This window comes from Carboxylicivirga litoralis, assembly GCF_025499605.1.
Lineage (GTDB): Bacteria > Bacteroidota > Bacteroidia > Bacteroidales > Marinilabiliaceae > Carboxylicivirga > Carboxylicivirga litoralis.
Map to the genome: position 1 here is coordinate 15,845 of NZ_JAFMVC010000031.1, position 24,758 is coordinate 40,602.

The window sequence follows — 24,758 nt, forward strand, 5'->3', positions numbered from 1 at the left end:
AATTTTAGGTTGATTTTGATATTCAATTTATGAGAAAAGAAATCGAGATGTGGGAACTTTACACTAACGCGGTGAATTTGTTGGCAAACTGATGATTAGTTGTGAGAAATGTGTTTTTATAACTAAACAAATACAACAGTAGCTTAGTCGTGTATAATATCACTAAGCACCTTATAATCAACCCTTACCTTACCACTTGAAATGTCTTTTAAGCGTTTCCTTAGAAACAGTCTACTAAAAGGATCAAGGTAATCTACAAATAGTTTTCCTTCCAGATGATCGTATTCATGCTGAATAATACGGGCCGCCATGCCTTCAAAAAATTCAATTTTTGAGTTAAAATGCTCATCCTGATAGGATAATTTAATACGAGTAGGCCGCTTAACTCGTTTACTTATTAAAGGCAGACTTAAACAACCTTCGTTCATCCAAATTTTCTTGCCGGCTAACAGTTCTAATTGCGGATTGATAAAAACCTTCTTAAAACCCTTCAATTCAGGATATTCATCTTTAATTACATCGGCATCAATTACAAATACACGAAGGCTTTTCGCTACTTGAGGTGCAGCTAATCCAATACCATCCGTACGATACATGGTAGCCCACATATCTTTAATCAATTGTTCCAAACCGGGGTAATCGATTGTTACTTTTTTTGCCTTCAATCGCAGAACCGGATGACCATATACAGCAACTGGTAAAATCATTTTAACGAATTTGCTCCATGTAGGTTTGCAAGATAATCGTAGCACTCACTTTGTCCACCAAAGCTTTGTTTTGGCGTGCCTTTTTCTTTAGGCCCCCATCAATCATTGTTTGAAAAGCTAACTTAGATGTATATCGCTCGTCAACCCACTCAATTGGCAATTGTGGAAAATTCTTTTTTAAACGATTAACAAAGGGCTTGATGTACTTCATCGATTCAGATTCCTGTCCATTGCTTTGCGTAGGATATCCTATTACTATCCGCTCCACTTCCTCTTGCTGCATATACTTTACCAGGTAATCATAAAGTTCATGCGAGGCGACAGTTTCCAGTCCGTTTGCAATTATTTGCAAAGGATCGCTTACCGCCAGCCCACTTTTTTTCCGTCCGTAATCAATTGCTAAGATTCGCCCCACGTCTTTGTTTTGGGAGTAAAGTTAGTTTTTCTATTGCCAAAAAAAAAGAAACCCTAAACTATTGGATTTCTCTTTTCATAATCGATTGACTGAAAATATTTAAGCCAGTGATTGTTCCTTTTTTTTAAATAATGGGCCACGTTCGAATATTAATTCTTTCAAGTATAAAAAGAAAATATAATACATCATCAACTCAGAAAACTCACCTATGTTTTTTTTAAATCCTCCATCAGGAAAAATATTCCAGTCAACTAACAAACGCGGTACCAGGTATGAGAAAACAGTAATAATAGCCGTTAAAATGATAAGTTTATGAGGGATAAAAAAACGAATGAAATCGTACTTTATTTTATCAACAACCAAAGGTCCAATAATAAATAATAAAGCCATCAATGGATAAAAAGGTCTTTTAAACAGGCGGGCGTTATTTCCTAGGTTATGAAGATTTTTAGCTCCTGTTACATCTCTAAATAAGGTATTTGACTCCCCTGTAAAATACTGCACGTAATGTAAACCATAGTCCATTTCCTCAAGAAATACGAACAAAGTGACAAAAGCCAAAAGACCTAATGCAACTTTTTCTATCATAGGCTTTTTATACTTGAATCCCATTAAACTGATAATGAAAATCATTAGTAGCACAAGAAGCTGCAGGTTTTCAACAATACCGAGTTCCCAATTAACAGTTGGACAAACTAATTCCATTGCCCACTTTACTCCAGAAAAATACATGGTTATTAAAGGAATAAGAACAGCTAACGGTAAAATCCAATACAAAAAGTTTCTTTTTCGCATCTCACTCATAGCAAATCAATTGAGTTAAACATTTTATAAAAATCCCCAAGCTCCATTGAAACATTTTTTTGCCAGATATATCAACAAAATGATTAATGGATGACAACAATATATTAATATAAAAATAAATGCGCACTCTTGACATTATCAGTTTTTCAACAATGACGAGAAATTAACTTCATTGCCATAAGTACTTTGGACTTAAAATATTATACTATTGAGCCCAAAAAATACTAAAAAAGCCGCTCCCCAAAGGAACGGCTTTTATATATCAATTCGTTATATTCTATTAACGAAGGTTCGCCTGAGCAGCAGCTAAGCGCGCAATAGGCACACGGAAAGGAGAACATGAAACGTAATCCAATCCTGTTCTATGACAGAACTCTACTGATGATGGCTCACCACCGTGCTCACCACAGATACCTAATTTCAATTCAGGACGAGTTGCACGACCTTTCTGGCATCCAGTTTCTACCAATTGACCAACACCTGTTTGGTCTAATGCCTGGAATGGGTCTTGCTTCAAGATACCTTTCTCAATGTAAATTGGTAAGAATTTACCAGCATCATCACGAGAGTATCCGAAAGTCATCTGCGTTAAGTCGTTTGTACCGAATGAGAAGAATTCAGCTACTTCGGCTACCTCATCAGCAGTTAATGCAGCACGAGGAATCTCAATCATTGTACCAACCAAGTACTCAACTTCAGTTCCTTTTTCTTCGAATACTTTAGCAGCTGTAGCACGGATGATTTCTTCCTGCATCTTCAACTCCTTAACAGTACCGATTAATGGAACCATGATTTCCGGCTTAGGATTTAATCCTTCCAATTTCAAGTCACAAGCAGCTTCGATGATAGCGCGCGCCTGCATCTCTGTAATCTCAGGATAAGTATTTCCTAAACGACAACCACGGTGACCTAACATAGGGTTGAATTCGTGTAAAGAATCAACTTTTTCTTTCACAACTTCAACAGCAACACCTAACTTTTCAGCCATTTCTTTCTGTGAAGCAGCATCATTTGGAGTAAACTCGTGCAATGGAGGATCCAGTAAACGAATAGTTACACCATAACCGTCCATAGCCTTCAAGATTCCGTGGAAATCTTCACGCTGGATAGGCAATAATTTAGTTAAAGCTTCTTTACGACCTTCTACGTCCTCAGCAAGAATCATTTCACGCATTTTCCAGATACGGTCGCCTTCGAAGAACATGTGCTCTGTACGACAAAGACCAATTCCCTTAGCACCAAACTCACGAGCAGTTTGCGCATCAGCAGGCGTATCAGCGTTAGTACGAACATACATACGTGTGTTCTTTTCAGCTAAATCCATGATTTTACCAAAGTCACCATCTAATGTAGGAGTAATAGTCGCTACTTTACCTTCGTAAACAACACCAGTAGTACCGTTTAATGAGATAAAGTCACCTTCTTTGTACTCAACACCGTTGATAGCCATTGAAGAACCTGACACTAACAAGCCAGCAGCAGAAGAAATACAACATTTACCCATACCACGAGCTACCACAGCCGCGTGAGAAGTCATACCACCACGCTCAGTTAAGATACCTTCAGCAGCATACATACCTTTTAAGTCTTCCGGAGATGTCTCGCGACGAACCAAGATTACTTTTTTACCGGCAGCAGCCCATTCTTCAGCAGCTTCAGCAGAGAATACAATCTGACCTGTAGCAGCACCCGGAGAAGCAGGAAGACCTTTAGATAGTTCTTTAGCAGCATCTAAAGCAGCCTGATCGAATACAGGGTGTAATAGCTCATCTAATTTGTTAGCTTCCTGGCGTAAGACAGCTGTTTTCTCATCAATACGTCCTTCTTCCAACATATCGATAGCCATTTTTACCATGGCAGCACCAGTACGCTTACCACTACGCGTCTGCAACATCCAAAGCTTACCATCCTGAACGGTGAACTCCATATCCTGCATATCTGAGTAGTGATCTTCTAATTTCTGCTGTACGGCATCTAATTCAGCATATAACTCAGGCATTGCTTCTTCCATAGAAAGGAAGTTTTTCTGACGATCTTCTTCAGAAGTACCGTTACGCTCTGCCCAACGCTGAGAACCAATTTTTGTAATTTCAAGAGGTGTACGTACACCAGCTACAACGTCTTCACCCTGAGCATTGATTAGGTACTCACCGTTGAATAAGTCTTCACCAGTAGCTGCATCACGAGAGAAACATACGCCTGTAGCAGAAGTTTCACCCATGTTACCGTATACCATCGCCTGAACGTTTACAGCAGTACCCCACTCATCAGGAATTTGCTCCATTCGACGGTAAAGGATAGCACGCTCAGTGTTCCATGAATCAAACACTGCACAAACAGCACCCCAAAGCTGATCCCATGGATTTGTTGGGAAGTCAACACCGGCGTGCTTGCGAACTACAGCCTTATAACCTTCAACCAAAGCTTTAAGGTCTTCAACTGTTAATTCAGTATCTAATTTATATCCTTTTGATTCTTTTAATTCATCTAATACAACTTCGAACGGGTTGTGCTGACCTTCTTCAGCCTCAACACCCATTACCACGTCACCATACATGTGGATGAAACGACGGTATGAGTCATACGCGAATTTTTCGTTACCTGATTTTTCAGCGATGATTTTTACAGCATCGTCATTCATACCAAGGTTAAGAACTGTGTTCATCATACCTGGCATTGAAGCACGAGCACCAGAACGAACAGATAATAACAATGGGAAAGCCTCACCTGTAGAACCAAATTTAGCATTCATTACTTTTTCAGTAGCCGCTACACCAGCTTCTACTTCAGCTCTCATTAATTCAACAACAGCTTCTTTACCTTTTTGATTGTACTCTGTACACACCTCAGTTGTAATGGTAAAACCAGCTGGTACAGGAACCCCGATAAGGTTCATTTCAGCAAGGTTTGCACCTTTACCCCCAAGTAGATTTCTCATATCAGCTTTACCTTCAGCTTGTCCGTTACCAAAGGTATAAACGCGTTTATTGCTCATACTTAGATTATTAAAAAATTATTATAAAATAGTAGTTATCAGTGAATTCAATATTGTTTGAAGATTTTTTTCTAAAACCATACAAATAAACAAAAAATTTGGGAAAGTCACCACTTTATAAGTGGTTGTAGTGCGTTAATAAATAATAAATGAATGGGTTTTAAAACAAAAAAGCAGTTCATAAAAAATGAACTGCTTTTTCTCAATCTCATATTGTTATTTTATTAATTTACCGGATATTTCTTTAAATATTCCTTTGCCTTCATTAAATAATCAACATATTGTCCTCTTCGGTACGCATGAGGATCTTCAACATTCTTTTTACAAAGTTTCCCCTTAAAATCATCTATTTTTTCATATCCTTTTTCTTTCATCCAGGCCGATAGTTCTTCTAAAATTCGTGTAATTTGTATTACTCCGTTTTTATAAACAGTACTTACAACTTGAACTGTGTTAGCTCCAGCCAATAACATCGTTATGACATCTTCTCCATCATGAATACCTGTATTGCTACAAATGCTTCCTTTAAGGTTACAGGATAATAAACCAGCAAAACGCAGTGCTAATCGATTATCTCCCTTATGACTTAAGTTATAAGGAACACGCAGTTTTTCTTCTTTAATGTCGATATCTGGCTGGAATAAGCGATTAAAGAGGACAAAGGCATCTGCTCCAACTTTATCCATACGATAAACCACGTTCATTAAATTCGTATAGAATGGACTCAGCTTCACACTAACCGGAATACTAACCGCATCTTTAACTTTTTTAAGTATATCAATACGAGAATCCTCAACTTCGGCGGGTGTTTTTTCTACATCGGAAATGGTTGAGTAAAAATTTAATTCCAAACCATCAACTCCCGTCTCCTCCAAATACTTTGCATATTCTATCCAACTTACATCATAGGTGCAATTAAGACTCGCAAATACAGGAATAGATACTGTTTCTTTGAGTTTTTTAAGCGCTAATAAGTGAGCTTTAGGTCCTGAATGCTCAATATTGGGGAATAATGAGGTCATTTCGGCATGAAGGTTATCATACTCATGCAATTCGTCTTCTAACTCTGCTGCTTCGAGGTGCAATTGCTCTTCAAAAAGTGATTTATAAACAATGGCGGCTGCACCTGCTGCTTCAAGTTTCTTGGCCATTTCTAAATCTAATACCAGGTTACTGGCTCCAATGATGATGGGATTCTTCAATTCAATCCCCATGTAAGTTGTTCTTAAATCCATGACAAAGGTGATATTAAAGGGTTTTTAATTTCTATTGCCTTTTTCTAACAAGAAGCTGATAGTAATTGTTTTACAAATAAGATTCAAAAGTCTTATTTTAGATTTAATAGTTATATTAAGTTACACCCTTTCAGCTTCAAAATCAATTATCGAATTACCTTTTAAACATCAAAAAAGCCGCTCCCAAACGGAAGCGGCTTCTCATTATATCTGAAATTGAACAATTATTCAATCACTTCATATTCCAAATCATTCAAACGCTTGTATGAGCTATAACGCCATTTAGCATTCTTTTCTGATTCAGCGAATAATACCTTCGCATCTTCAGGGAATGATTTAGCAAGAGCTGTATAACGCACCTCGTTCATCAAGAAGCTCTGGAATTTATCCCATTGTGGAGGCTTAGAGTCCAAAGTAAATGGATTCTTACCTTCATTCTCCATCATTGGGTTGTAACGATATAGGTGCCAGTATCCACACTCAACCGCTTTCTTACCTTCTTCCTGAGTTTTACCCATTCCGGTCTTCAAACCATGAGCAATACATGGAGCGTAAGCAATGATTAATGATGGTCCTGGGTAGGCTTCAGCCTCTTTAATAGCCTTAAAATACTGCGCCTGGTTAGCACCAATAGCCACCTGAGCAACATAAACATAACCGTAAGTAGTTGCCATTAAACCAAGGTCTTTCTTACGGATACGCTTACCTGAAGCAGCAAACTTAGCCACTGCACCAACTGGCGTTGACTTAGACGACTGACCACCTGTGTTAGAGTAAACCTCAGTATCCATTACCAGGATGTTTACATCTTCACCAGAAGCAATCACGTGATCTAAACCACCGTAACCGATGTCATAAGCCCATCCGTCACCACCGAAAATCCAAACTGACTTCTTAGATAAGTAGTCTTTCAATGCAAGGATTTCTTTAGCAACTGCATGTGACTCATTTCCAAGAGCAGCCACAACAGCTTTAGAAGCAGCAACGTTTTCGTTACCATTATCTTTGGTTTCGAACCATTTTTCGAAAGCAGCTTTAGTCTCGGCATTTACTTCAGCCATCGACTCATTCATTTTGCGTTCGATACGGTCGCGTAGCTTCTTAACACCAGTTGCCATACCTAAACCATACTCAGCATTATCTTCGAATAATGAATTTGCCCAAGCCGGACCTTTACCTTCTTTGTTAGCACAGTAAGGCGTTGCAGGAGCCGAACCACCATAGATAGAAGAACAACCAGTAGCGTTAGCCACCATCATGCGATCTCCATACAATTGAGTGATTAACTTGATGTAAGGTGTTTCACCACAACCAGCACAAGCACCAGAGAACTCAAATAATGGTTGAGCAAACTGAGAAGCTTTCACGTTCTGCTCTTTTGGCATGATAGTATCTTTGATAGATACTTCTTCTACCATGTAATCCCAACGAGCGATTTCAGCCTGCTGTGTTTCAAGCGGTTTCATCTCTAAAGCTTTTGTCTTAGCCGGACATACATCAGCACAGTTACCACAGCCAGTACAGTCCAATGCACTTACTTGGATACGATACTGAAGACCGTCGAATCCTTTACCATTTGCTTTCTTAGAAGTTGTTCCTTCTGGAGCACCCGCTAATTCTTTTTCGTCTAATAAATAAGGACGGATTGCTGCGTGCGGACAAACATAGGCACACTGGTTACACTGGATACAGTTATCAACATTCCACTCAGGAACATCAACAGCGATACCACGTTTTTCGTATGCGGTAGTACCAGCTGGCAATGTACCATCTTCGCGACCTTTAAAGATACTTACCGGAAGATCATCACCTTTCTGAGCGTTAACAGGGAATACGAAATCTTTAATAAACTGAGGTGCTTTCTCGTTACTTGGGAAAACAACTTCTGCAGCTTCGTTAGCCCATGATGCAGGAATAGAAATTTCATTAACCTCACCACCTTTATCAACAGCCTGGTAGTTCATGTTAACAATATTCTCACCTTTCTTACCAAAAGTCTTCACAATCGCTTTCTTCATTTGCTCAACAGCATCAGTATAAGGGATTACCTCAGCAATTTTGAAGAAGGCCGACTGCATAATGGTATTGGTACGGTTACCTAAACCAATTTCTTTGGCAATGTGAGTGGCATCAATTGTATAGAATTTGATTTTGTGATCTGCGATATAACGCTTCACGAAAGCAGGTAAATGACTTTCTAATTCAGCCGCGCTCCATGAACAGTTTAATAAGAAAGTACCTCCTTCTTTTAAACCTTTCAACATGTCGTACATGTTTAGGTAAGCAGGTACGTGACAAGCCACAAAATCTGGAGTATTTACCAAATATGGCGAACGAATAGGTGTATCACCAAAACGTAAGTGAGAAATAGTGATACCACCCGACTTCTTAGAGTCATAAGCAAAGTAAGCCTGAGCATACTTATCGGTGTTATCACCAATTATCTTAATTGAGTTTTTGTTGGCACCAACTGTACCATCAGAACCTAAACCGTAGAATTTACCTTCGAAAGTACCTTCTGCAGCTAATGAGAATTCAGGCAACAATGGTAGTGAAGTGTGAGTCACATCGTCAACAATACCAACTGTAAATTGATTCTTAGGCTCGTCTTGCTTCAGGTTTTCGAATACGCTCAACATCATGGCTGGCGTTGTATCTTTTGAAGACAGACCATAACGACCACCTACAACAACAGGGGCATTTTCTTTTCCGTAGAACAAATCGCGGATATCCAGGTATAAAGGATCGCCGTTAGCTCCCGGCTCTTTTGTGCGGTCAAGAACAGCAATTTTCTTAGCTGTTTTTGGGAATGCTTCCATGAAATACTTCGCTGAGAACGGACGGTATAAGTGAACCGCAATCAAACCAACTTTTTCACCTTTAGCCGTTAAGCTGTCAATAACTTCGCGAATTGTTTCTGTAATAGAACCCATGGCCACGATTACATTTTCGGCATCTTCAGCACCATAGTAATCGAATGGACGGTATTTACGACCAGTAATCTTACTTAACTCATCCATGTACTCAGCTACCATATCAGGTAATACTTCGTAGAATGGGTTAGCCGCCTCACGCGCCTGGAAGTAAACATCAGGGTTTTGAGCTGTTCCTCGTGTTACAGGGTGCTCAGGACTTAATGCGTTATCGCGGAAAGCCTGTAGTGCATTCTGATCAACCAGGTGAGCTAAATCGTCGTTTTCTAATACTTCAATCTTCTGAATTTCGTGAGAAGTACGGAAACCATCGAAGAAGTGTAAGAAAGGAACGCGTGATTTAATAGATGTTAAGTGTGCTACAGCAGCAAGGTCCATTACTTCCTGAACTGAACCTGTTGCCAACATGGCAAAACCAGTCTGGCGAGTCGACATGACGTCAGAGTGATCACCAAAGATAGATAAAGCCTGAGCAGCCAAACTACGTGCACTCACATGGAATACACCAGGAAGAAGCTCACCGGCAATTTTGTACATGTTAGGAATCATCAGTAATAATCCCTGCGATGCTGTAAATGTAGATGTTAAAGCACCAGCCTGAAGCGAACCGTGAACAGCACCTGCAGCACCAGCTTCCGACTGCATTTCCTCTACTTTAACTGTCTCCCCAAAGATGTTTTTTCTTCCGGCAGCAGCCCATTCATCCACATTTTCCGCCATGTTTGACGATGGCGTAATTGGGTAGATAGCCGCCACTTCACTGAACATATACGCGATATGTGCAGCGGCATGGTTACCATCACATGTAATAAACTTTTTTTCTTTAGCCATTTTATATACTCCTAATAATTAATTGGTTATTATAATATAGTACAAAGTATCAAGTACCGAGTATCAAGACCACTTACAGCTTGGATACTGTTTACAATTGAAAAAAATCTTACAACTCTATACTCACTACTTATCTTTTAAATTTCTTGTCTTATTTCTTTTTATCTTATGCCTTGCGCCTAATTGATTAATACAAGAATCCAAAGAGCCATAAAGGAATTTGATTCTTCTCTCCTACTTCCAGCATATGATGCGCCAGGTATTCGTTTCCACCTAATTCTTTACCAGGCACTGTTTCGTCGCCAATGTAAAACTCAAGTTTATCATCCACTTTAAAGTCACTGCTTTTCGACACATTCACCTGATGTCGATACCCAACCTGATTAAGGAAGAAAGTCCGGTTCATATTTAGCTGACTTACTTCGCCATGTGTGACTGAATAATACACATTCGGATTCTGGATGTAAATCTTTGATGGTTTCTTTGCCGACTCACTATCTTCATACAGCATATTAATTAAACGTCCGTTTTTCAGATAATTCAGATAGTTCATCACAGTGGCTCTTGACGTTTCAATCTCCTGACTTAAACGACTCACATTGGGTTGAAGCGGAGCCGACTTAGCAATGGAATAGAGCAATTTACGCAATTTGGGTAAATACTTCAATTCAATTTGTTCAAGGTATGAAATATCAATTTCAAGAATCAGATTAATGTTCTTCACCACATTTTCATGATAGTTGCGCTTCTCAAGGAAAAACGGATAATAACCATGTTCCAAATAGTCATTAAAATATGCCAATGGGCGCACTTTAGAACTAATCTCAGCACTTATTGCTTCATGATTGTTTAATATTTCTTCCAATGAATAAGCCTGGAACTTATTCTTCGTTGCCAAATTCAAGTGCTCACGGAACGAAAACCCGTCCAAACGATAAACGGCTACACAATCTTTTAAATCCGGATTTTGATCCATCAGGCGCATGACGGCCGAACCACTAAATACAATTTTTAAATCCTGAAAATTATCGTAACAATACCTAAGCTCTTTTGACCAATCGGGGTATTTATACACCTGGTCTAATATTAAGGTCTTCCCCCCTTTCTTTCGAAACTCATCGGCAAAGGAAATAATCGTGCGTTCGGTAAAATAGAGGTTATTTAAATTGACATACAAGCAACTTTTGTCGTAACCAAAGTTTAATTTGGCAAAATCAAGTAAGAAGGTCGTTTTACCAACACCCCTCGCTCCTTTGATACCAATTAAGCGATGATTCCAGTCTATTTCATTCATCAATTCACGTCTAACAGGCGATCCTAGATGCTCTAATAGATAGCGGTGTGTTTCAAAAAATGATTGCATTAGCTTAAATTATATATGCAAATCTAAAAGGATAATCGAGACAATTGCAAACTCAACATTGCAATTTTTACAATCTCCTGCTATTTATATTTAGTAAAAATAAATACAACAATGCTTTCATTTTCAATATCAAATTGAAGAAACATTTCCATATTAAAAGCTGAAACTTTTCTTTATTTAGTCAGCAATATTGTTTTAAACATTCATTTTCTATAGCTTACGAGCCTCACATCAAATACTACAAGAAGGTCATACATGACATTTTTCATTTAATTTACCCTTATCTAAACACCAAACTAAAGTACTTGTACAAGCTTTCAATTGCCAACTATTTAAGCATTACTCTCATAAACTTTCAATTTACTAATTCAACATATAGCAAAAGGTCACTCCTCCATAGTGGAATGACCTTTATATAGAGCATGCTTTTATTTAATTAAAACTCCAGACGATAACTAAAAAACGGATAAACCATTGTCATTCCATGCGGTACCACTTTTTGCTTTTTGAAATCATAGGCCCAGCCAAACATTTCTTCTGTCATTAAAATATTTTTCCCTTGCAGAATAAACACGTGCGATACATTGAGACGATTTATTCGGTAATTAACAGCCACGTCCACGTAGAATTTATTACTTTCCTGCCAATCAAATGCGCGTGTCTCATCCAACACAACCATCTCAGAAGATTTTGACAACTCCTGATTAGGAGGAGTAAAACGATTGCCACCCATATAAGTTAGCTTTCCATTAATACTAAAAAGGTTGTTTTCGCGCACTTTCCATTCTTTTCCACTTAAAAGGTTTAGAACAACATTGCGATTGTATGAAGTATTTCTCTCTATTCCGTCGCCACCTTTATACTTTGAATCGAAAAAAGAGCCAGTAAACATATAGTAATAACCATCTTTCATAAAGCGTTCGATGGTAATATCAACACCAACATTAGAACCTGTGCCCGTATTTATTAATGGCTCATCAAAATACATATCCCATTGATAGTTTATTAAAGACTCTGAACTTCCTGCTATTACCGGCACATCGTACAAGCGCTGGTAATATGGCTCTATCTTAACACTCATATTATCCGATACACGCCAGTCGTATGAAAAAACGAAGTGATCGGCCTTTGTCACTTTTAAATCAGGATTCAAATAATTACCGGAATCATTTTGCGCCAGATAAAAACGTAATGCCTCCAATCGGCTATGTTTACCATAAGCCAGGCTAAAAGAATGTTTCGGTATAAATCGCCAGGTTAGTCCCAAGCGAGGTTCAGGAATGAATTCTTCATTTAAACCAAAATAACTGAAGTTCATCCCGGCATTTACATCAATTGTTGGAGCAACACGAAATTTACTTTGTGTATAAGCTTGCATCAGATAAGAATTATCCCGCTGATCAGCAATGCGGATTAACTCCACTTCCACTCCAGGATTCGGATTTCCCTTTATATCCAAATCAAAACTTAAGTTAGTATAGGTAACACCTGTGCGATTGGTATGACGATTTCCAAATTTATGATTGAGGTATGTACTTGCTATCAAACGATAGTTTTTTTCACTATGATCAGCAATTGGGATGACGCTACCATCGCGTTGAAACTGTTCACTTTCATTGGTGAAACCATCAAATGCCCCCACTAAAGAGGTAAAAACATAGCTACTTTGACCAATATTCACACGATGATTGATACCGCCAGCTGCTATCTCTGATCCTGTATCGTATTCATTATTGTCCCAAGATGTTTCCCACTCATTGGGGTCTTCATCCGGTTCAAAAGCCACATTACTTTTACCTCCTATACCCCAAAACGAGAATGTTCCGGCTTTTTTCGTTGGCAAATGCAATTTAAAGCTTAAATCCTGGTAATTAGGCAAACCCACATCCATATGAGCCAGCTGCCCTACCAGGCCCATTGATGAATAACGGTAATTAAACAAGTAAGAAGCGTCTCCACCCTTTTTAAAAGGTCCTTCAGAACTGATGTCAATACCCTGACTCCCGATCTGAAAGGCCGATTCTCGCTTATCATTATTCCCATTACGAAATTTCATATCAAACACTCCCGACATGGCATTGCCATACTCCGCTGGAAAAGCGCCTGTAAAAAAATCGGAGTTATCGAGCATATTAACACTAAAAACTGTTTCGATACCTCCTCCATTATTAATCCCATTCAGATGATTAGGAGCTGGTATTTCAACACCTTCCAAGCGCCACAAAATACCCTTTGGAGCATTACCTCGAACCACTATGGCATTATCATTCACTCCCTCGGCCATGGTAACACCTGCAAACGAGCCTGCCAGACGTGATGGGTCATTCCAACCGCCTGCAAAACGTCCGGCCTCTTCAACTGTGAACGAACGTGCCGATAATGTGGCCATGTTGTTTTGTGCTTTGTCTTTTCGTTGCTGTGGTTTAACCACTACCTCATTTAACTGCTGATAGGTTTCTTTGAGGGCTACATTCAACACCACTTCTTTTCCTGAACCAACCATTACTTCAGACAAGATTGCAGGCTCGTAGCCCATAAAGCTAATTTGAATCGTATAGCGTCCAACAGGTACATCTTCTATAGTAAAATAGCCGTTTAAATCGGTAATTATACCCAGTTGAGGATTCGTTTCCATCACCACCACATTAACGCCAGGAATACTGATTTCTGAATCAGCATCGACCACCCTGCCTTTAATTGTTTGTGCAGGCTGCCCCCATGCAATACCAACAAATCCTCCAACACCAATTAATAAGGCTACAATAATTTTCTTCATGCTTGTTTAGATTTTAAACATTTATGAAGCAAAAATACCAGCTAAAAGGAGTATAAAAGTCCTGTTTTATAAACCCGAACCAATCAGTAATAGCTGATTTACTAATATTTACAAAGAAACAGCGACTCTTTTATAAAGTCGTACATTTTTTCTTGTATTCCGACGGTGTTAGTTCGGTCATTTTCTTAAAAGTAGTATTAAACGATGTTTTGGAACTGAACCCGGCCTCGAATGCAATACCCAAAATTGAGAGATTATTGTTATCGTTATCGGCCAGCATATGCTTTGCTTTTTCAACCCGATATCGATTTACAAACTGAAAGAAATTTTCATCGTATCCTTTATTGATAACATAAGACAATTGATGCGAGGTGATATCGACCATTTGAGCCAGTTTAATCAGGTTTAAATCACTTTCTAAATACGGCGCTTTGTCTTCCATTATGCCATCGAGCTTTTGTTTCAGCTCTACAACTTTATCATCGGCCAACAATGGTCGCTTTGATTCTTTGGTTTGCTCTTCAGCACTTATATCCATCACCAGCTGCACACCGGCTGTATCCTTAGGAAATATCTCTGTTTGCTTCAGGGCATTGTAGCAAATAAATAAAACCACACCAAGTACAGCGGCATTCATAAATACATTGAGTGGTAATTCGAAAAACACCAGGTTAAATATTCCAACACTAACAACAAGAACAATCATGGCCATGATAATATACTCTAACCAGTTTAAGTTAATGGCCTGTGTAGAGGAAGTATATTTCTGAATATTCTTCTGATGTTTTCTAATTCGAAAGAATGACAGAGATGTATATATCAATGCATTCATTAAAATTAATAGCATCTGAAAATAGTATAAATCAGATGAGATAAGAGCATCTGTAAAAATCAGAAGCAAATAGACTGCTGGAAGCACTATAAACCTATAAGCATCTTTTCGCCAATCATAGGCTGGTACCGAAAAATAACTGACTGCGATAAAAAATATTGGAGGAGCTAAAAATTGAACCCATGCCACCGGCCAGTATGAGCTTATTGTAACGTTATTTCCCGAAATGATTAAATATATCTCATCAAACCAGTAAGTAGACCAAAGTAACAGTAAAAAACCAAACCACCTATTGGCTTTAACATTTACTTTCATTGGGTTTGACACCAAAATAAACGACATTAATAATAACAAATTAAATACCAATATATCCAGCAGGTTCAATATCATAAATCTATGCAATAATAATTGTTCTCAGGCTAAAGATACAAATATTAGAATTGCACCATTGAGAGAAAACAATAGATATTAAGTGAGAATATGTTTATCTTTTTAAACAATTGTCTCCTTTGAAAAGACTGTAACATTGTAGTTTTACGGCAACAATTTTTGCAATATGAAAACATTAACACATTCTATTTTTCTAGCATTTACTTTGCTTTCTCTGATGGCCTGTTCCCACACCAACAACTCGCCATCTTCTGTAACCATTAACATTGATAAAGGCTGGCAGTTTAGCGAATCTGACAAAAATGAATGGCTTGATGCCGAAGTTCCTGGCTGCATACACACCGATTTATTAAATCATGATTTAATTAAGGACCCTTTTTATCGCCTTAATGAACACGATTTGCAATGGATCGACAAAAAAGACTGGGTATATCAAACGACTTTCAACATTGATAAATACACGTTTAATAAGGAACGCATAAGCCTTAACTTTGCAGGTCTGGATACATATGCAGATGTGTATTTGAACAATGAACTAATATTAAAAGCCGACAATATGTTCCGTGGCTGGACGGTTGATTGTAAAAAGTACATTAAAGAGGGAGACAACAAATTGCGCATCTATTTCCACTCGCCCATCAAAGTAGGCCTGGATATTTACGACAACTATCCTTATGTGGTGCAATCATCAGCCAACGATCTGGCCAAGATTGGGCAAGTACCAGGCGAAAAGTGGGTGAGTCCGCATGTGCGTAAGGCACCTTATCAATTCGGTTGGGACTGGGGACCACGCCTTGTCACTTCCGGCATTTGGGAACCTATCACTTTAAAAGCCTGGAATACGGCACGATTGGATAATATCCACACCAATCAGCTTGATATCTCCGAAACGGTTGCGTTATTAAATTCAGTATTTGAAATTGAGGCTCAAACCAGTGAAAATGCCGAACTAAGCATTTTTGTCAATAACGAAGAGCTATCCACTAAAAAAGTACAACTACAAGAAGGACTGCATACTTATAAGGTTGACTTTGAAATTGAAAATCCTAAAAGGTGGTGGAGCAATGGCTTAGGTGATGCTCATCTTTATAAGGTTAAAGGCCAGTTGAAAACCAAGGCTGGCATTGAAACTTTCGAGCATACTTTGGGTCTCAGAACCATAGAACTTGTTCGCGAAGATGACGAAACAGGTCGTTCGTTCTATTTTAAATTGAACGGACAACCTGTTTTTATGAAAGGCGCCAACTACATTCCAAACGATGTTTTTTTGGATCGTGTGTCCCCTGAGAAGTATGAACACATCATTAAATCGGCCGCTGATTGTCATTTTAATATGCTGCGTGTTTGGGGTGGCGGCATCTACGAAAAAGAAATTTTCTATGCCCTATGTGACAAGTACGGTATTTTGGTTTGGCAGGACTTTATGTTTGCCTGCAATATGTATCCAGGTCACCCTGAATTTCTTGAAAGCGTTAAACATGAAGCGGAATACAATGTGCGCCGATTACGCAACCATCCTAGTATTGCCCTTTGGTGTGGTAATAACGAGATTTTAGCCGCCTGGTTTGGTTGGGGCTGGAAAGAAGATAACGAGAAGAAACAACCCGATGGAGCAAAAGCGATGTGGCAGGCGTACAAAGACATTTTTCTGGATGTATTACCTAAAGCCGTTCAGGCACACGACCCAATCAAACAATACTGGGCATCAAGTCCACAGGCTGAAGATACCATCCGCACCAATAAAATTGATGGCGATGAGCACGACTGGCGTATCTGGTTCCAGGATGTTCCGTTTATTACCTATCACGATGGAGCCGCACGTTTTGTCAGCGAATATGGTTTCCAGTCGTTCCCGGAGTTAAAGACGGTTAAGAAATATACTATTCCTGAAGATTACGACATTAATTCGGAAGTGATGAAATCGCACCAGCGCTCGTTTATTGGCAATGGAGCCATCAAACGCTATATGGATAACTATTATCGTAACCCAAAAGATTTTGAATCCTTCTTATACGTAGGTTTATTACTACAAGCCGAAGGTATCAGAACCGGCATTGAAGGGCATCGTATTAATATGCCAACAACCATGGGAAGCTTATACTGGCAGCTAAACGATGTGTGGCCGGTAGCATCCTGGTCGAGCATCGACTATTTTGGCAACTGGAAAGCACTGCAGTACTTTACACGCAAAGCCTTTGCGCCAATTATTGCCGTGCCGGACACAAAAACAGATGACCTGCTAGTATATAGTGTTTCAGACAATTTTGAAGATAAAACAGGGCACCTTGAGTTAACAATCCTGGATTTTGAAGGCAAAGAACTTTGGTCGAATACTAACAATATCACTGTCAAAGCAAATACATCGAATATCATCTTTAAAAAGTCGCTTCAAAAGCTGCTGAAAGGAATAAATACATCCAACGCAGTATTGTCAACCAAATTATTTATTGACAACCAGTTAACTTATTCGACCACCAGCTATTTTAAAGAAGCTAAAGACTTAAGTCTGCCTCAACCACAAGTTAGTAGCTCAGTTAAAAAGGTTGATAAAGGCTACGAGATAACGGTTTCGACTGATAAATTGGCTAAGAATCTTTACCTCAGCTACAATGAAGCTGAAGGCTGGTATTCAGATAATTATTTTGATTTACTACCGGGCCAATCCAAAACCATTGTTTTTGAAACAAAGGAAATAATTGAAGATTTCAATAGTAAGTTATTGATTCGCACGCTTGACGATACTTACTAGCAATAAGGCAGTACACTTTAAAAAAAACGGTTCAAGGGTTCATCTGTTAATCCTGAACCGTTTTTTTTATGTAAGCCTTTAATCCGTTCATCACTACCAATGAGCTAAGTGGCCTTTCATGCCTGTTCGTGTTTCTCTGCATCTTGTATATTTTACAATGACCGATCGGAACAAAGATGAAATCAATGCAAAACAATACATAATACTTATTGTAATCATACAAACACTGGAATAATTAACAATAAGGTTATAAATTGCTTCTCATAATTAATCAAACACTAAAACTATGAAGAAGTTAGTAGCAGAATTTTTTGGCACCTTATGGTTAGTTCTGGGAGGATGTGGCAGTGCTGTGCTGGCAGCTGGTTACCCAGAGTTAGGAATTGGTTTTGTAGGTGTTTCCATCGCATTTGGATTAACCGTTGTCACCATGGCCTATGCCATCGGACATATCTCAGGATGCCACCTGAACCCGGCCGTCACCATTGGTCTATGGGCCGGTGGTCGTTTTGATAAGAAAGAGATTGCGCCGTATATTATCGCGCAGGTACTGGGAGCTACTGTAGCTGCCGCCATTTTGTACCTGATTGCGAGTGGTAAACCAGGTTTTGATATGGGTGGATTTGCGGCCAACGGCTATGGCGACCATTCACCCGATGGCTACAATATGCTGGCTGCATTGGTATGTGAAATTGTAATGACTTTTATGTTCTTAATTGTCATCCTTGGTGCTACACACTCAAAAGCACCAAAAGGTTTTGCTGGATTAGCTATCGGGCTGGCTTTAACACTTATTCATTTAATCAGTATCCCCGTCACCAACACCTCTGTTAACCCGGCACGAAGCACCAGTCAGGCAATTTTTGTTGGCGACTGGGCAATGGGGCAACTTTGGCTGTTTTGGATAGCACCTATTATTGGTGCAGTTTTAGCTGGCATTGTGTATAAGTATTTGTCGCCTGAAGAAGAAGAATAATCTCTAATGAGGGTGAACAAAAAACATCAAAAGAACCCGTTCACTGAGCGGAGTCGAAGTGATTACATACAGATAACCAACTTTCTTTACATTTCATCTCGACTCCGCTCGATGACCAAACTTCGCTTTCGGACACCCTCTTTTTACTATTAAATATATACTTCCAGTAATTTTGCTGCATCAGCTTTTAAATCAAGCTCATTAATGGCTGCAGGAACCAAAACAGCTTCCATCTCCTTTAACTCGATGACATGGCCTTCTGTTTCAATAGAGCATTTACCACCTACATTCATTAATATAATAAACGAATCAAGTTGAGTATAATCTTTCGTTACCCCACCTTTTACTTCCAACATATTGGTGGTAAAGTATTGACAAGACGCAATATTAACCGACTCATTGTTTTGGACTTTGTAATCTACTTTGCCCGATGCATCATCGGTAAAATCCATCGCATCCATGGCCAATTCGTGGTGCAACTCGCGAGGATTACCAAACTTATCACGACGATCAAAATCGTAAATACGATACGTAATATCCGATGTTTGCTGAATCTCGGCAATCAGGTTACCACTACCAATGGAATGCACCTTACCAGCCGGTATAAAAAACGTATCCCCTTCAGCTGTTGGGTGCTTCGCCATCAGCTCCATTAGCTTGCCTGATGAATGGTAAGTCTCAAATTCTTCGGCTGTTGTTTTTTTGCTAAAGCCCGAAATCAGACCTGCTCCTTTTTCGGCATCTACCACATACCACATCTCTGTTTTACCAAATGAGTCGTGTTTAACCTTAGCCAATTCATCATCAGGGTGTACCTGGATGGATAAATCATCATTGGCATCGATGTATTTGATTAACAATGGAAAATTAGTTCCAAACTGCTGGTAAACCTTTTCACCCAACAATTCGCCTTTGTAGGTCTCCATCAGCTCCAGCATATTTTTACCTGCCAGCTCACCGTTGCTCACAACCGATAAATCATTCTTCAAACCCGACACCGCAAAGTTTTCACCAATCTTTACATCATCAGCCACCTCAACATTCAATGTTTGTGGAATCTTTTGCCCACCCCAAATCATTTCTTTGAGAATGGGATTAAATTTTAATGGATAAAGCATTTTATAGTATTGTTAATTCGTTGATTTGTTATTTTAATAATCTGTTATTTATACCCTACTGTTATAACTGGCTTAAGGCATAAGCATAAGCTCCAATGGCAATGGCTTCACTAGCATTAAGCTTGCTGGTTGCAATAGCTACTTTTTGTTCCGATGAATAATCCACCATCTTTTCAGTAAAAGGTACTTTAATCGCCTTGCTATCGAACTGATAGAAAGCTTGCTTCTCCTGCTCATCGTCCAGACAATATATTTTTTGCACCAAGCGTGCCTGACCATCAGCAAACGTGCCTCTTAAAACCTCCAAAACCGCTGGCATATAGTATTGACTGGCTCCAGTTAATCCGCCGCCAATAACAACAATACCATCAAACAGGTTAATAAGGTTGGCTACAGCATCGCCTAAATGCTTTCCAAAGCAACTAAATGCGTCGAGCGCGGCCTCTTTATCACCTGCCTTGGCACCAGAAGCTATATCAAAAACATCTTTTGGCATCAAAGGTTCGGCATTACCAGTTGCCACATTGTAGGCATTAACAATAGCCCGCGTACTCACTCCTTCTTCAGCATTTCGCTCAGGCGAAATAGTATTACCAATGTTCCATACTTCGGCCGCAATACTATTATCACCACCAATCAGGACATTATTATGAACCAGTCCTGCACCAAATCCGGTTCCCAGTGTTAAACCAATCACATTTTTATAACGCTTAACACTGCCCTGCTTCTCTAACTCAGCATTAATCTCAGGCAATATTCCGCCTAAAGCCTCGCCATAAGCATATAAATCCCCATCGTTTTGGATAAATACAGGAATATTAAAATGACTTTCCAACATTGGCCCTAATGCCACACCTCCTCTAAAAGCAGGCAAATTTGCTAAGTCACCAATAATGCCATTGGGATAATCGGCCGGACCAGGAAAAGCAAAGCTGATAGCCACAGGCTGCTCGTTTATCTTGTCTTTCACTTCTTGAAAACCATTTAGCATGGTTTGCAGGCAAAGCTCCAGCTTATCGCCATTGGCAGGTTTCTTAATCGGTTCCATTAAGGTTTTACCGCCTTGAATGGCATTAAACACAAAGTTAGTCCCTCCTGCATCAAGGGTCATTACTGTTCTGTTGTCAAAATAAATACTGCTCATATCTCTTAGTAAACCGCTTTAGTATGTTTATAAATTTTTTTTATCGTTCTATTATCGTTGTAGAAAGCCGGATGCTACCTGATTGTTCTTTATCCTCAATTTGCTTAAACAACATTTCAACACAATTCCGGGCAATCTCATCTCCTGGCTGAAGAGCTGAAGTCACTTTTGGCTTTGCATAATCGAAAACATCGAGGTTATCGAAACTGGCAAACTTAATTTTGTCTATCAACTGTGGATAATGCTTATTAACCAACCAAATACCTTCGGCTGCCAGTACATTATTTAAAAACAGAAAACCATCAACTTCCTCTTTTAATAATTGGTGAATAGCTGATTCTACATCTTGTTTTATAAGATTGGTATTAACATCAATAATCAAGCTTTGATTTATAAATAATCCATTATTAGTCAATGCTTCTTTATAACCATCAATCCGCTCGTTAATATTGGGCAAAAACGATGATAAACCTACCAGGCCAATTTTTTGGCATCCTTTACCAATCAATTTTTGAGTCAATTGATTAGCTGTCTCTGAATTATTAATGGTCACAAAATTGTCGTCCTTGTCATTAAAATTACGGTCGAAATTAACCATTGGCAGATTAGCTATCTTTGACGAAACCAACTCTGTTGTGGGCGCGATAATAACACCATCGATTTGTCGGTTGGTAAAAGCAGTTAAAATCTTCTGCTCCTTTTCCGGTTTTTCATCGGTACTGGCCACCATCACCGAATAACCTCTTTCCTCGGCATAATGCTCAACCAGGCGTGCAATCTTACTAAAGAAGGGATTGGAAATATCGGGCACCACAAACCCAATGGTGTATGAGCGTCCCATACTTAAACTACGAGCCAGATGGTTGGGCTGATAATTTAAGCGTTGTGCAATATCCAATACCCGCTTTTGTGTTTCGGCACTGATGTTCTTTTCATTACCACGCCCATTTAATACAAATGATACGGTGGTTTTTGATACGCCTGATTGCTCTGCTATGGTTTTTATTGATGGTCTCACTAAAAAACTACTAAACCGGTTTAGATGCAAATATAGAGAAGTTTTTTTGTATAAAAAAAGCGCCTCACAAAGAGACGCTTTCAATATTATTTTCAATTCTTCATTTAGTGAGCTCCACTATCAGAATCAATCGACTTAAAACCTTCACCCAATACTTGGCTACTGTCCATCACATTCACAAAAGCCTTAGGGTCAATTTTCGAAATATGACTCAGCAGAATTTGCGACTCACGACGGGTAACAGTTGTATAAATCACCTTTCTTTCAACCCCTTCATACATCCCCATCGCTGTAATCATGGTACCGCCACGCTTAACATGGTGTAATAGCTTATCTTGAATCTCTTCAGCTCTATCGGATATAATAAATAAGGTTTTATTTACCTTCATACCGTCAATCACCATGTCAATAATCTTACCTTCAATAAAGATAACCACCCACGAATAGATTGGTAAAGTCCAGTCAATCCCCCTGAACGTAAAATCACCACCTTCTTGCGGCATAAATATCGTTAGCATGGTAATGGTTCCATCTACAATCATCACCAACTTACCCAATGACATGCGTGTGTATTTATTCAGAATCATTGAAATGATATCTGAACCACCAGAAGTAGCTCGCGACTTGAAAATAAAACCAATAGCCACACCATATATAATACCTGAGATGATGGTATTTAAAATTGGCTCATTCGGAATAAAGGCATCGTGCCCCCACACCGATGGTAATTCCAGTATGTACACAAATCCCATAATGGCAAATGTGCTTACCAATGTCTTGACCCCAAATCGAGGTCCCAGAATGATGGTACCGATGATTAACAACGGTATTTCCATAAATAAAACTGATGTACTAATGTTCCATCCAATCGTGTGGAACATGAAGTTGGCAATACCATACACACCACCCGGTGCTAACATGTACGGGTTAACAAATAACACATCACCAATTGCAAACAAGAGGCTACCCATCAGTATGTATGAGTAGGCAACAAACCAGTCCTTTGATAAGAACTTTTCCTTTGTAACAAAAGCCATAACTTAATTTAAATAATAGTGTTCATTCAAAAAATCGCGCAAAGGTCGCTTTTTTCTTGCACACAGGGAAATGATAAATTTCAGTTATAGAAAAAAAGCTCATCTTTTTTAGATGAGCTTTCACATTGTGTTACCTTCTTTTTTATTCTTCCCAGGCGAGATAAGCCGATACCAGCCAATGGTTCATTTTATCACCATCAATCTCTTGTGCTTCAGGAATACTAAATGTAAACAGATTCTCACCTGCTTTAAGATTTACATCTACGATTAATGGAGTAACATCAGAGCCCGGACACCAGTTGGAACGGGACAAATCTGATGAGGCTAAACGTTCTTCTATCACTTTTTCTTCATACTTCCAGGTATTCCAATCGATATAAGTGGCTGTATCTTCTATTAACCATACACCCGAGCCCGGATTGAAACGACGAAACGAAGCACAATCATCGCGCCAGGGAATAAAATTGATGACTTCCTCATTATTGACTTTAACGATGTTACGTTTCTTAACAAATTCATCTCCACCAGAATGACCACCATGCCCGGTGGTAATATAATTCAAGCGAATGTTTTTAGCCGAAGCTGGCACCGATGCTGTCAACTCCATATCTTGACGTGCAAATAAATCGACATGCTTCTGCCCTCTGAAATACGGTATCGTATTAAGTATTGATTTGACCTTTGTTCGGGGCTTAACTGCATATAAATAATCCGTTTCATCATAAGTAATATCTACCGAAACGGTATAACCTTCTTTTGTCCAGGCATCAATCCAAACACCAATCCACACTTCCCCTTCCAGTACTGACAAACGGTCGGTTACATCCTGCTCCCACACTACCTTGTCTTCCCAATGAGGAATATAAACCGGTTGGCGTAAATCCATTTTATCATTATAAAAACCAATTCCAAAGGGTGTCATAAAGCGCATTAGCTCAACCACCGGCTCGTAATCATTACCAGCTACAATACCTGTCAAACCCTCATGTGCTGCATCACCTTCAGGCAACTCGCCTTCTTTATCTAGAGTTACAAAATTGACCAATGAGCTTTGCGGAATCACAAACAATGAACCAGACTTATCCCATCGATCGCCTGCCGAGGCCACTGTTACTTTCACCGAGGCAGTAACCTCCCGAAGGTAAGTGGGTAAAGTAATTTTCTTCATTAAAATACGACCATCCATAATCCGACAAGTCGTTTCTTTTGCTGATAAATCAGCATCAAAAGCACCTGCATCAAAATACAAATGCTCATTATCAAACACCGATATTTGCTTGTCACCCAGCGAATCAATCTTTTTAGGACCACATGCTGCCAACAATACAATAACTAAAAGCCCTAAGTACATGACAAAAGTTTATAACATTTATCTAAATCGCTGTTATTTATTGGATTGATTAACGCATTTGCGATTCTAATCAGTCCGTATTTA

Annotated in this window: 16 protein-coding genes; 2 read left to right on the forward strand and 14 right to left on the reverse strand. The window is 39.1% G+C overall.

The window, feature by feature from the left end; all coding sequences use genetic code 11:
- Positions 1-143: 143 nt before the first annotated feature.
- The 9 genes from def to J1N10_RS18470 all read right to left on the reverse strand — a co-directional run bounded on the left by def (position 144) and on the right by J1N10_RS18470 (position 15,206).
- Positions 144-707, reverse strand: a complete 564-nt coding sequence (def, locus tag J1N10_RS18430; protein ID WP_262328208.1) for a peptide deformylase — start codon at positions 705-707, stop codon at positions 144-146.
- A gap of 1 nt (position 708) precedes the next feature.
- Positions 709-1,122, reverse strand: coding sequence for a Holliday junction resolvase RuvX (gene ruvX / locus J1N10_RS18435; RefSeq protein ID WP_262328209.1), 414 nt, complete (start codon positions 1,120-1,122; stop codon positions 709-711).
- Between the two features lie 99 nt (positions 1,123-1,221).
- Positions 1,222-1,926 (reverse strand): hypothetical protein, encoded by a 705-nt coding sequence (locus J1N10_RS18440; RefSeq protein WP_262328210.1) that lies wholly within the window; start codon positions 1,924-1,926, stop codon positions 1,222-1,224.
- Positions 1,927-2,206: 280 nt separating this feature from the next.
- Complete coding sequence (gene ppdK / locus J1N10_RS18445) at positions 2,207-4,921, reverse strand: pyruvate, phosphate dikinase (RefSeq protein WP_262328211.1); 2,715 nt, start codon at positions 4,919-4,921, stop codon at positions 2,207-2,209.
- Between the two features lie 224 nt (positions 4,922-5,145).
- Complete coding sequence (locus J1N10_RS18450) at positions 5,146-6,156, reverse strand: dihydroorotate dehydrogenase-like protein (protein WP_262328212.1); 1,011 nt, start codon at positions 6,154-6,156, stop codon at positions 5,146-5,148.
- 224 nt (positions 6,157-6,380) lie between these two features.
- Positions 6,381-9,920 carry a pyruvate:ferredoxin (flavodoxin) oxidoreductase gene (nifJ, locus tag J1N10_RS18455; RefSeq protein WP_262328213.1) on the reverse strand — a complete coding sequence of 1,180 codons (3,540 nt, stop codon included), beginning with the start codon at positions 9,918-9,920 and terminating at the stop codon, positions 6,381-6,383.
- A gap of 187 nt (positions 9,921-10,107) precedes the next feature.
- On the reverse strand, positions 10,108-11,283 hold the full coding sequence (locus J1N10_RS18460) for an ATP-binding protein (RefSeq protein ID WP_262328214.1): 1,176 nt from the start codon (positions 11,281-11,283) through the stop codon (positions 10,108-10,110).
- 436 nt (positions 11,284-11,719) lie between these two features.
- Positions 11,720-14,059 (reverse strand): TonB-dependent receptor, encoded by a 2,340-nt coding sequence (locus J1N10_RS18465; protein ID WP_262328215.1) that lies wholly within the window; start codon positions 14,057-14,059, stop codon positions 11,720-11,722.
- A gap of 130 nt (positions 14,060-14,189) precedes the next feature.
- Positions 14,190-15,206 carry a helix-turn-helix domain-containing protein gene (locus J1N10_RS18470; RefSeq protein ID WP_262328216.1) on the reverse strand — a complete coding sequence of 339 codons (1,017 nt, stop codon included), beginning with the start codon at positions 15,204-15,206 and terminating at the stop codon, positions 14,190-14,192.
- 241 nt (positions 15,207-15,447) lie between these two features.
- Here J1N10_RS18470 and J1N10_RS18475 point away from each other — a divergent pair, with 241 nt between their 5' ends.
- Both J1N10_RS18475 and aqpZ read left to right on the forward strand, forming a co-directional pair.
- Positions 15,448-18,030: a glycoside hydrolase family 2 protein gene (locus J1N10_RS18475; protein ID WP_262328217.1), complete on the forward strand. Its 2,583-nt coding sequence runs from the start codon at positions 15,448-15,450 to the stop codon at positions 18,028-18,030.
- A 286-nt stretch (positions 18,031-18,316) separates the two neighbouring features.
- Positions 18,317-19,006 carry an aquaporin Z gene (aqpZ, locus tag J1N10_RS18480; RefSeq protein WP_262328218.1) on the forward strand — a complete coding sequence of 230 codons (690 nt, stop codon included), beginning with the start codon at positions 18,317-18,319 and terminating at the stop codon, positions 19,004-19,006.
- 149 nt (positions 19,007-19,155) lie between these two features.
- Here the strand turns inward: aqpZ and J1N10_RS18485 are convergent, their stop codons facing one another.
- From J1N10_RS18485 to J1N10_RS18505, 5 genes are all read right to left on the reverse strand, one after another.
- A complete protein-coding gene (locus tag J1N10_RS18485; RefSeq protein ID WP_262328219.1) occupies positions 19,156-20,124 on the reverse strand; it encodes a type I phosphomannose isomerase catalytic subunit in 969 nt (322 codons plus the stop codon).
- A 61-nt stretch (positions 20,125-20,185) separates the two neighbouring features.
- Positions 20,186-21,268 carry an ROK family protein gene (locus tag J1N10_RS18490; RefSeq protein WP_262328220.1) on the reverse strand — a complete coding sequence of 361 codons (1,083 nt, stop codon included), beginning with the start codon at positions 21,266-21,268 and terminating at the stop codon, positions 20,186-20,188.
- A gap of 40 nt (positions 21,269-21,308) precedes the next feature.
- Positions 21,309-22,286 (reverse strand): LacI family DNA-binding transcriptional regulator, encoded by a 978-nt coding sequence (locus J1N10_RS18495; protein WP_262328221.1) that lies wholly within the window; start codon positions 22,284-22,286, stop codon positions 21,309-21,311.
- A 104-nt stretch (positions 22,287-22,390) separates the two neighbouring features.
- Positions 22,391-23,323, reverse strand: a complete 933-nt coding sequence (locus J1N10_RS18500; protein ID WP_262328222.1) for a YitT family protein — start codon at positions 23,321-23,323, stop codon at positions 22,391-22,393.
- Between the two features lie 142 nt (positions 23,324-23,465).
- Positions 23,466-24,674, reverse strand: a complete 1,209-nt coding sequence (locus tag J1N10_RS18505; protein ID WP_262328223.1) for a PNGase F N-terminal domain-containing protein — start codon at positions 24,672-24,674, stop codon at positions 23,466-23,468.
- Positions 24,675-24,758 lie beyond the last annotated feature (84 nt).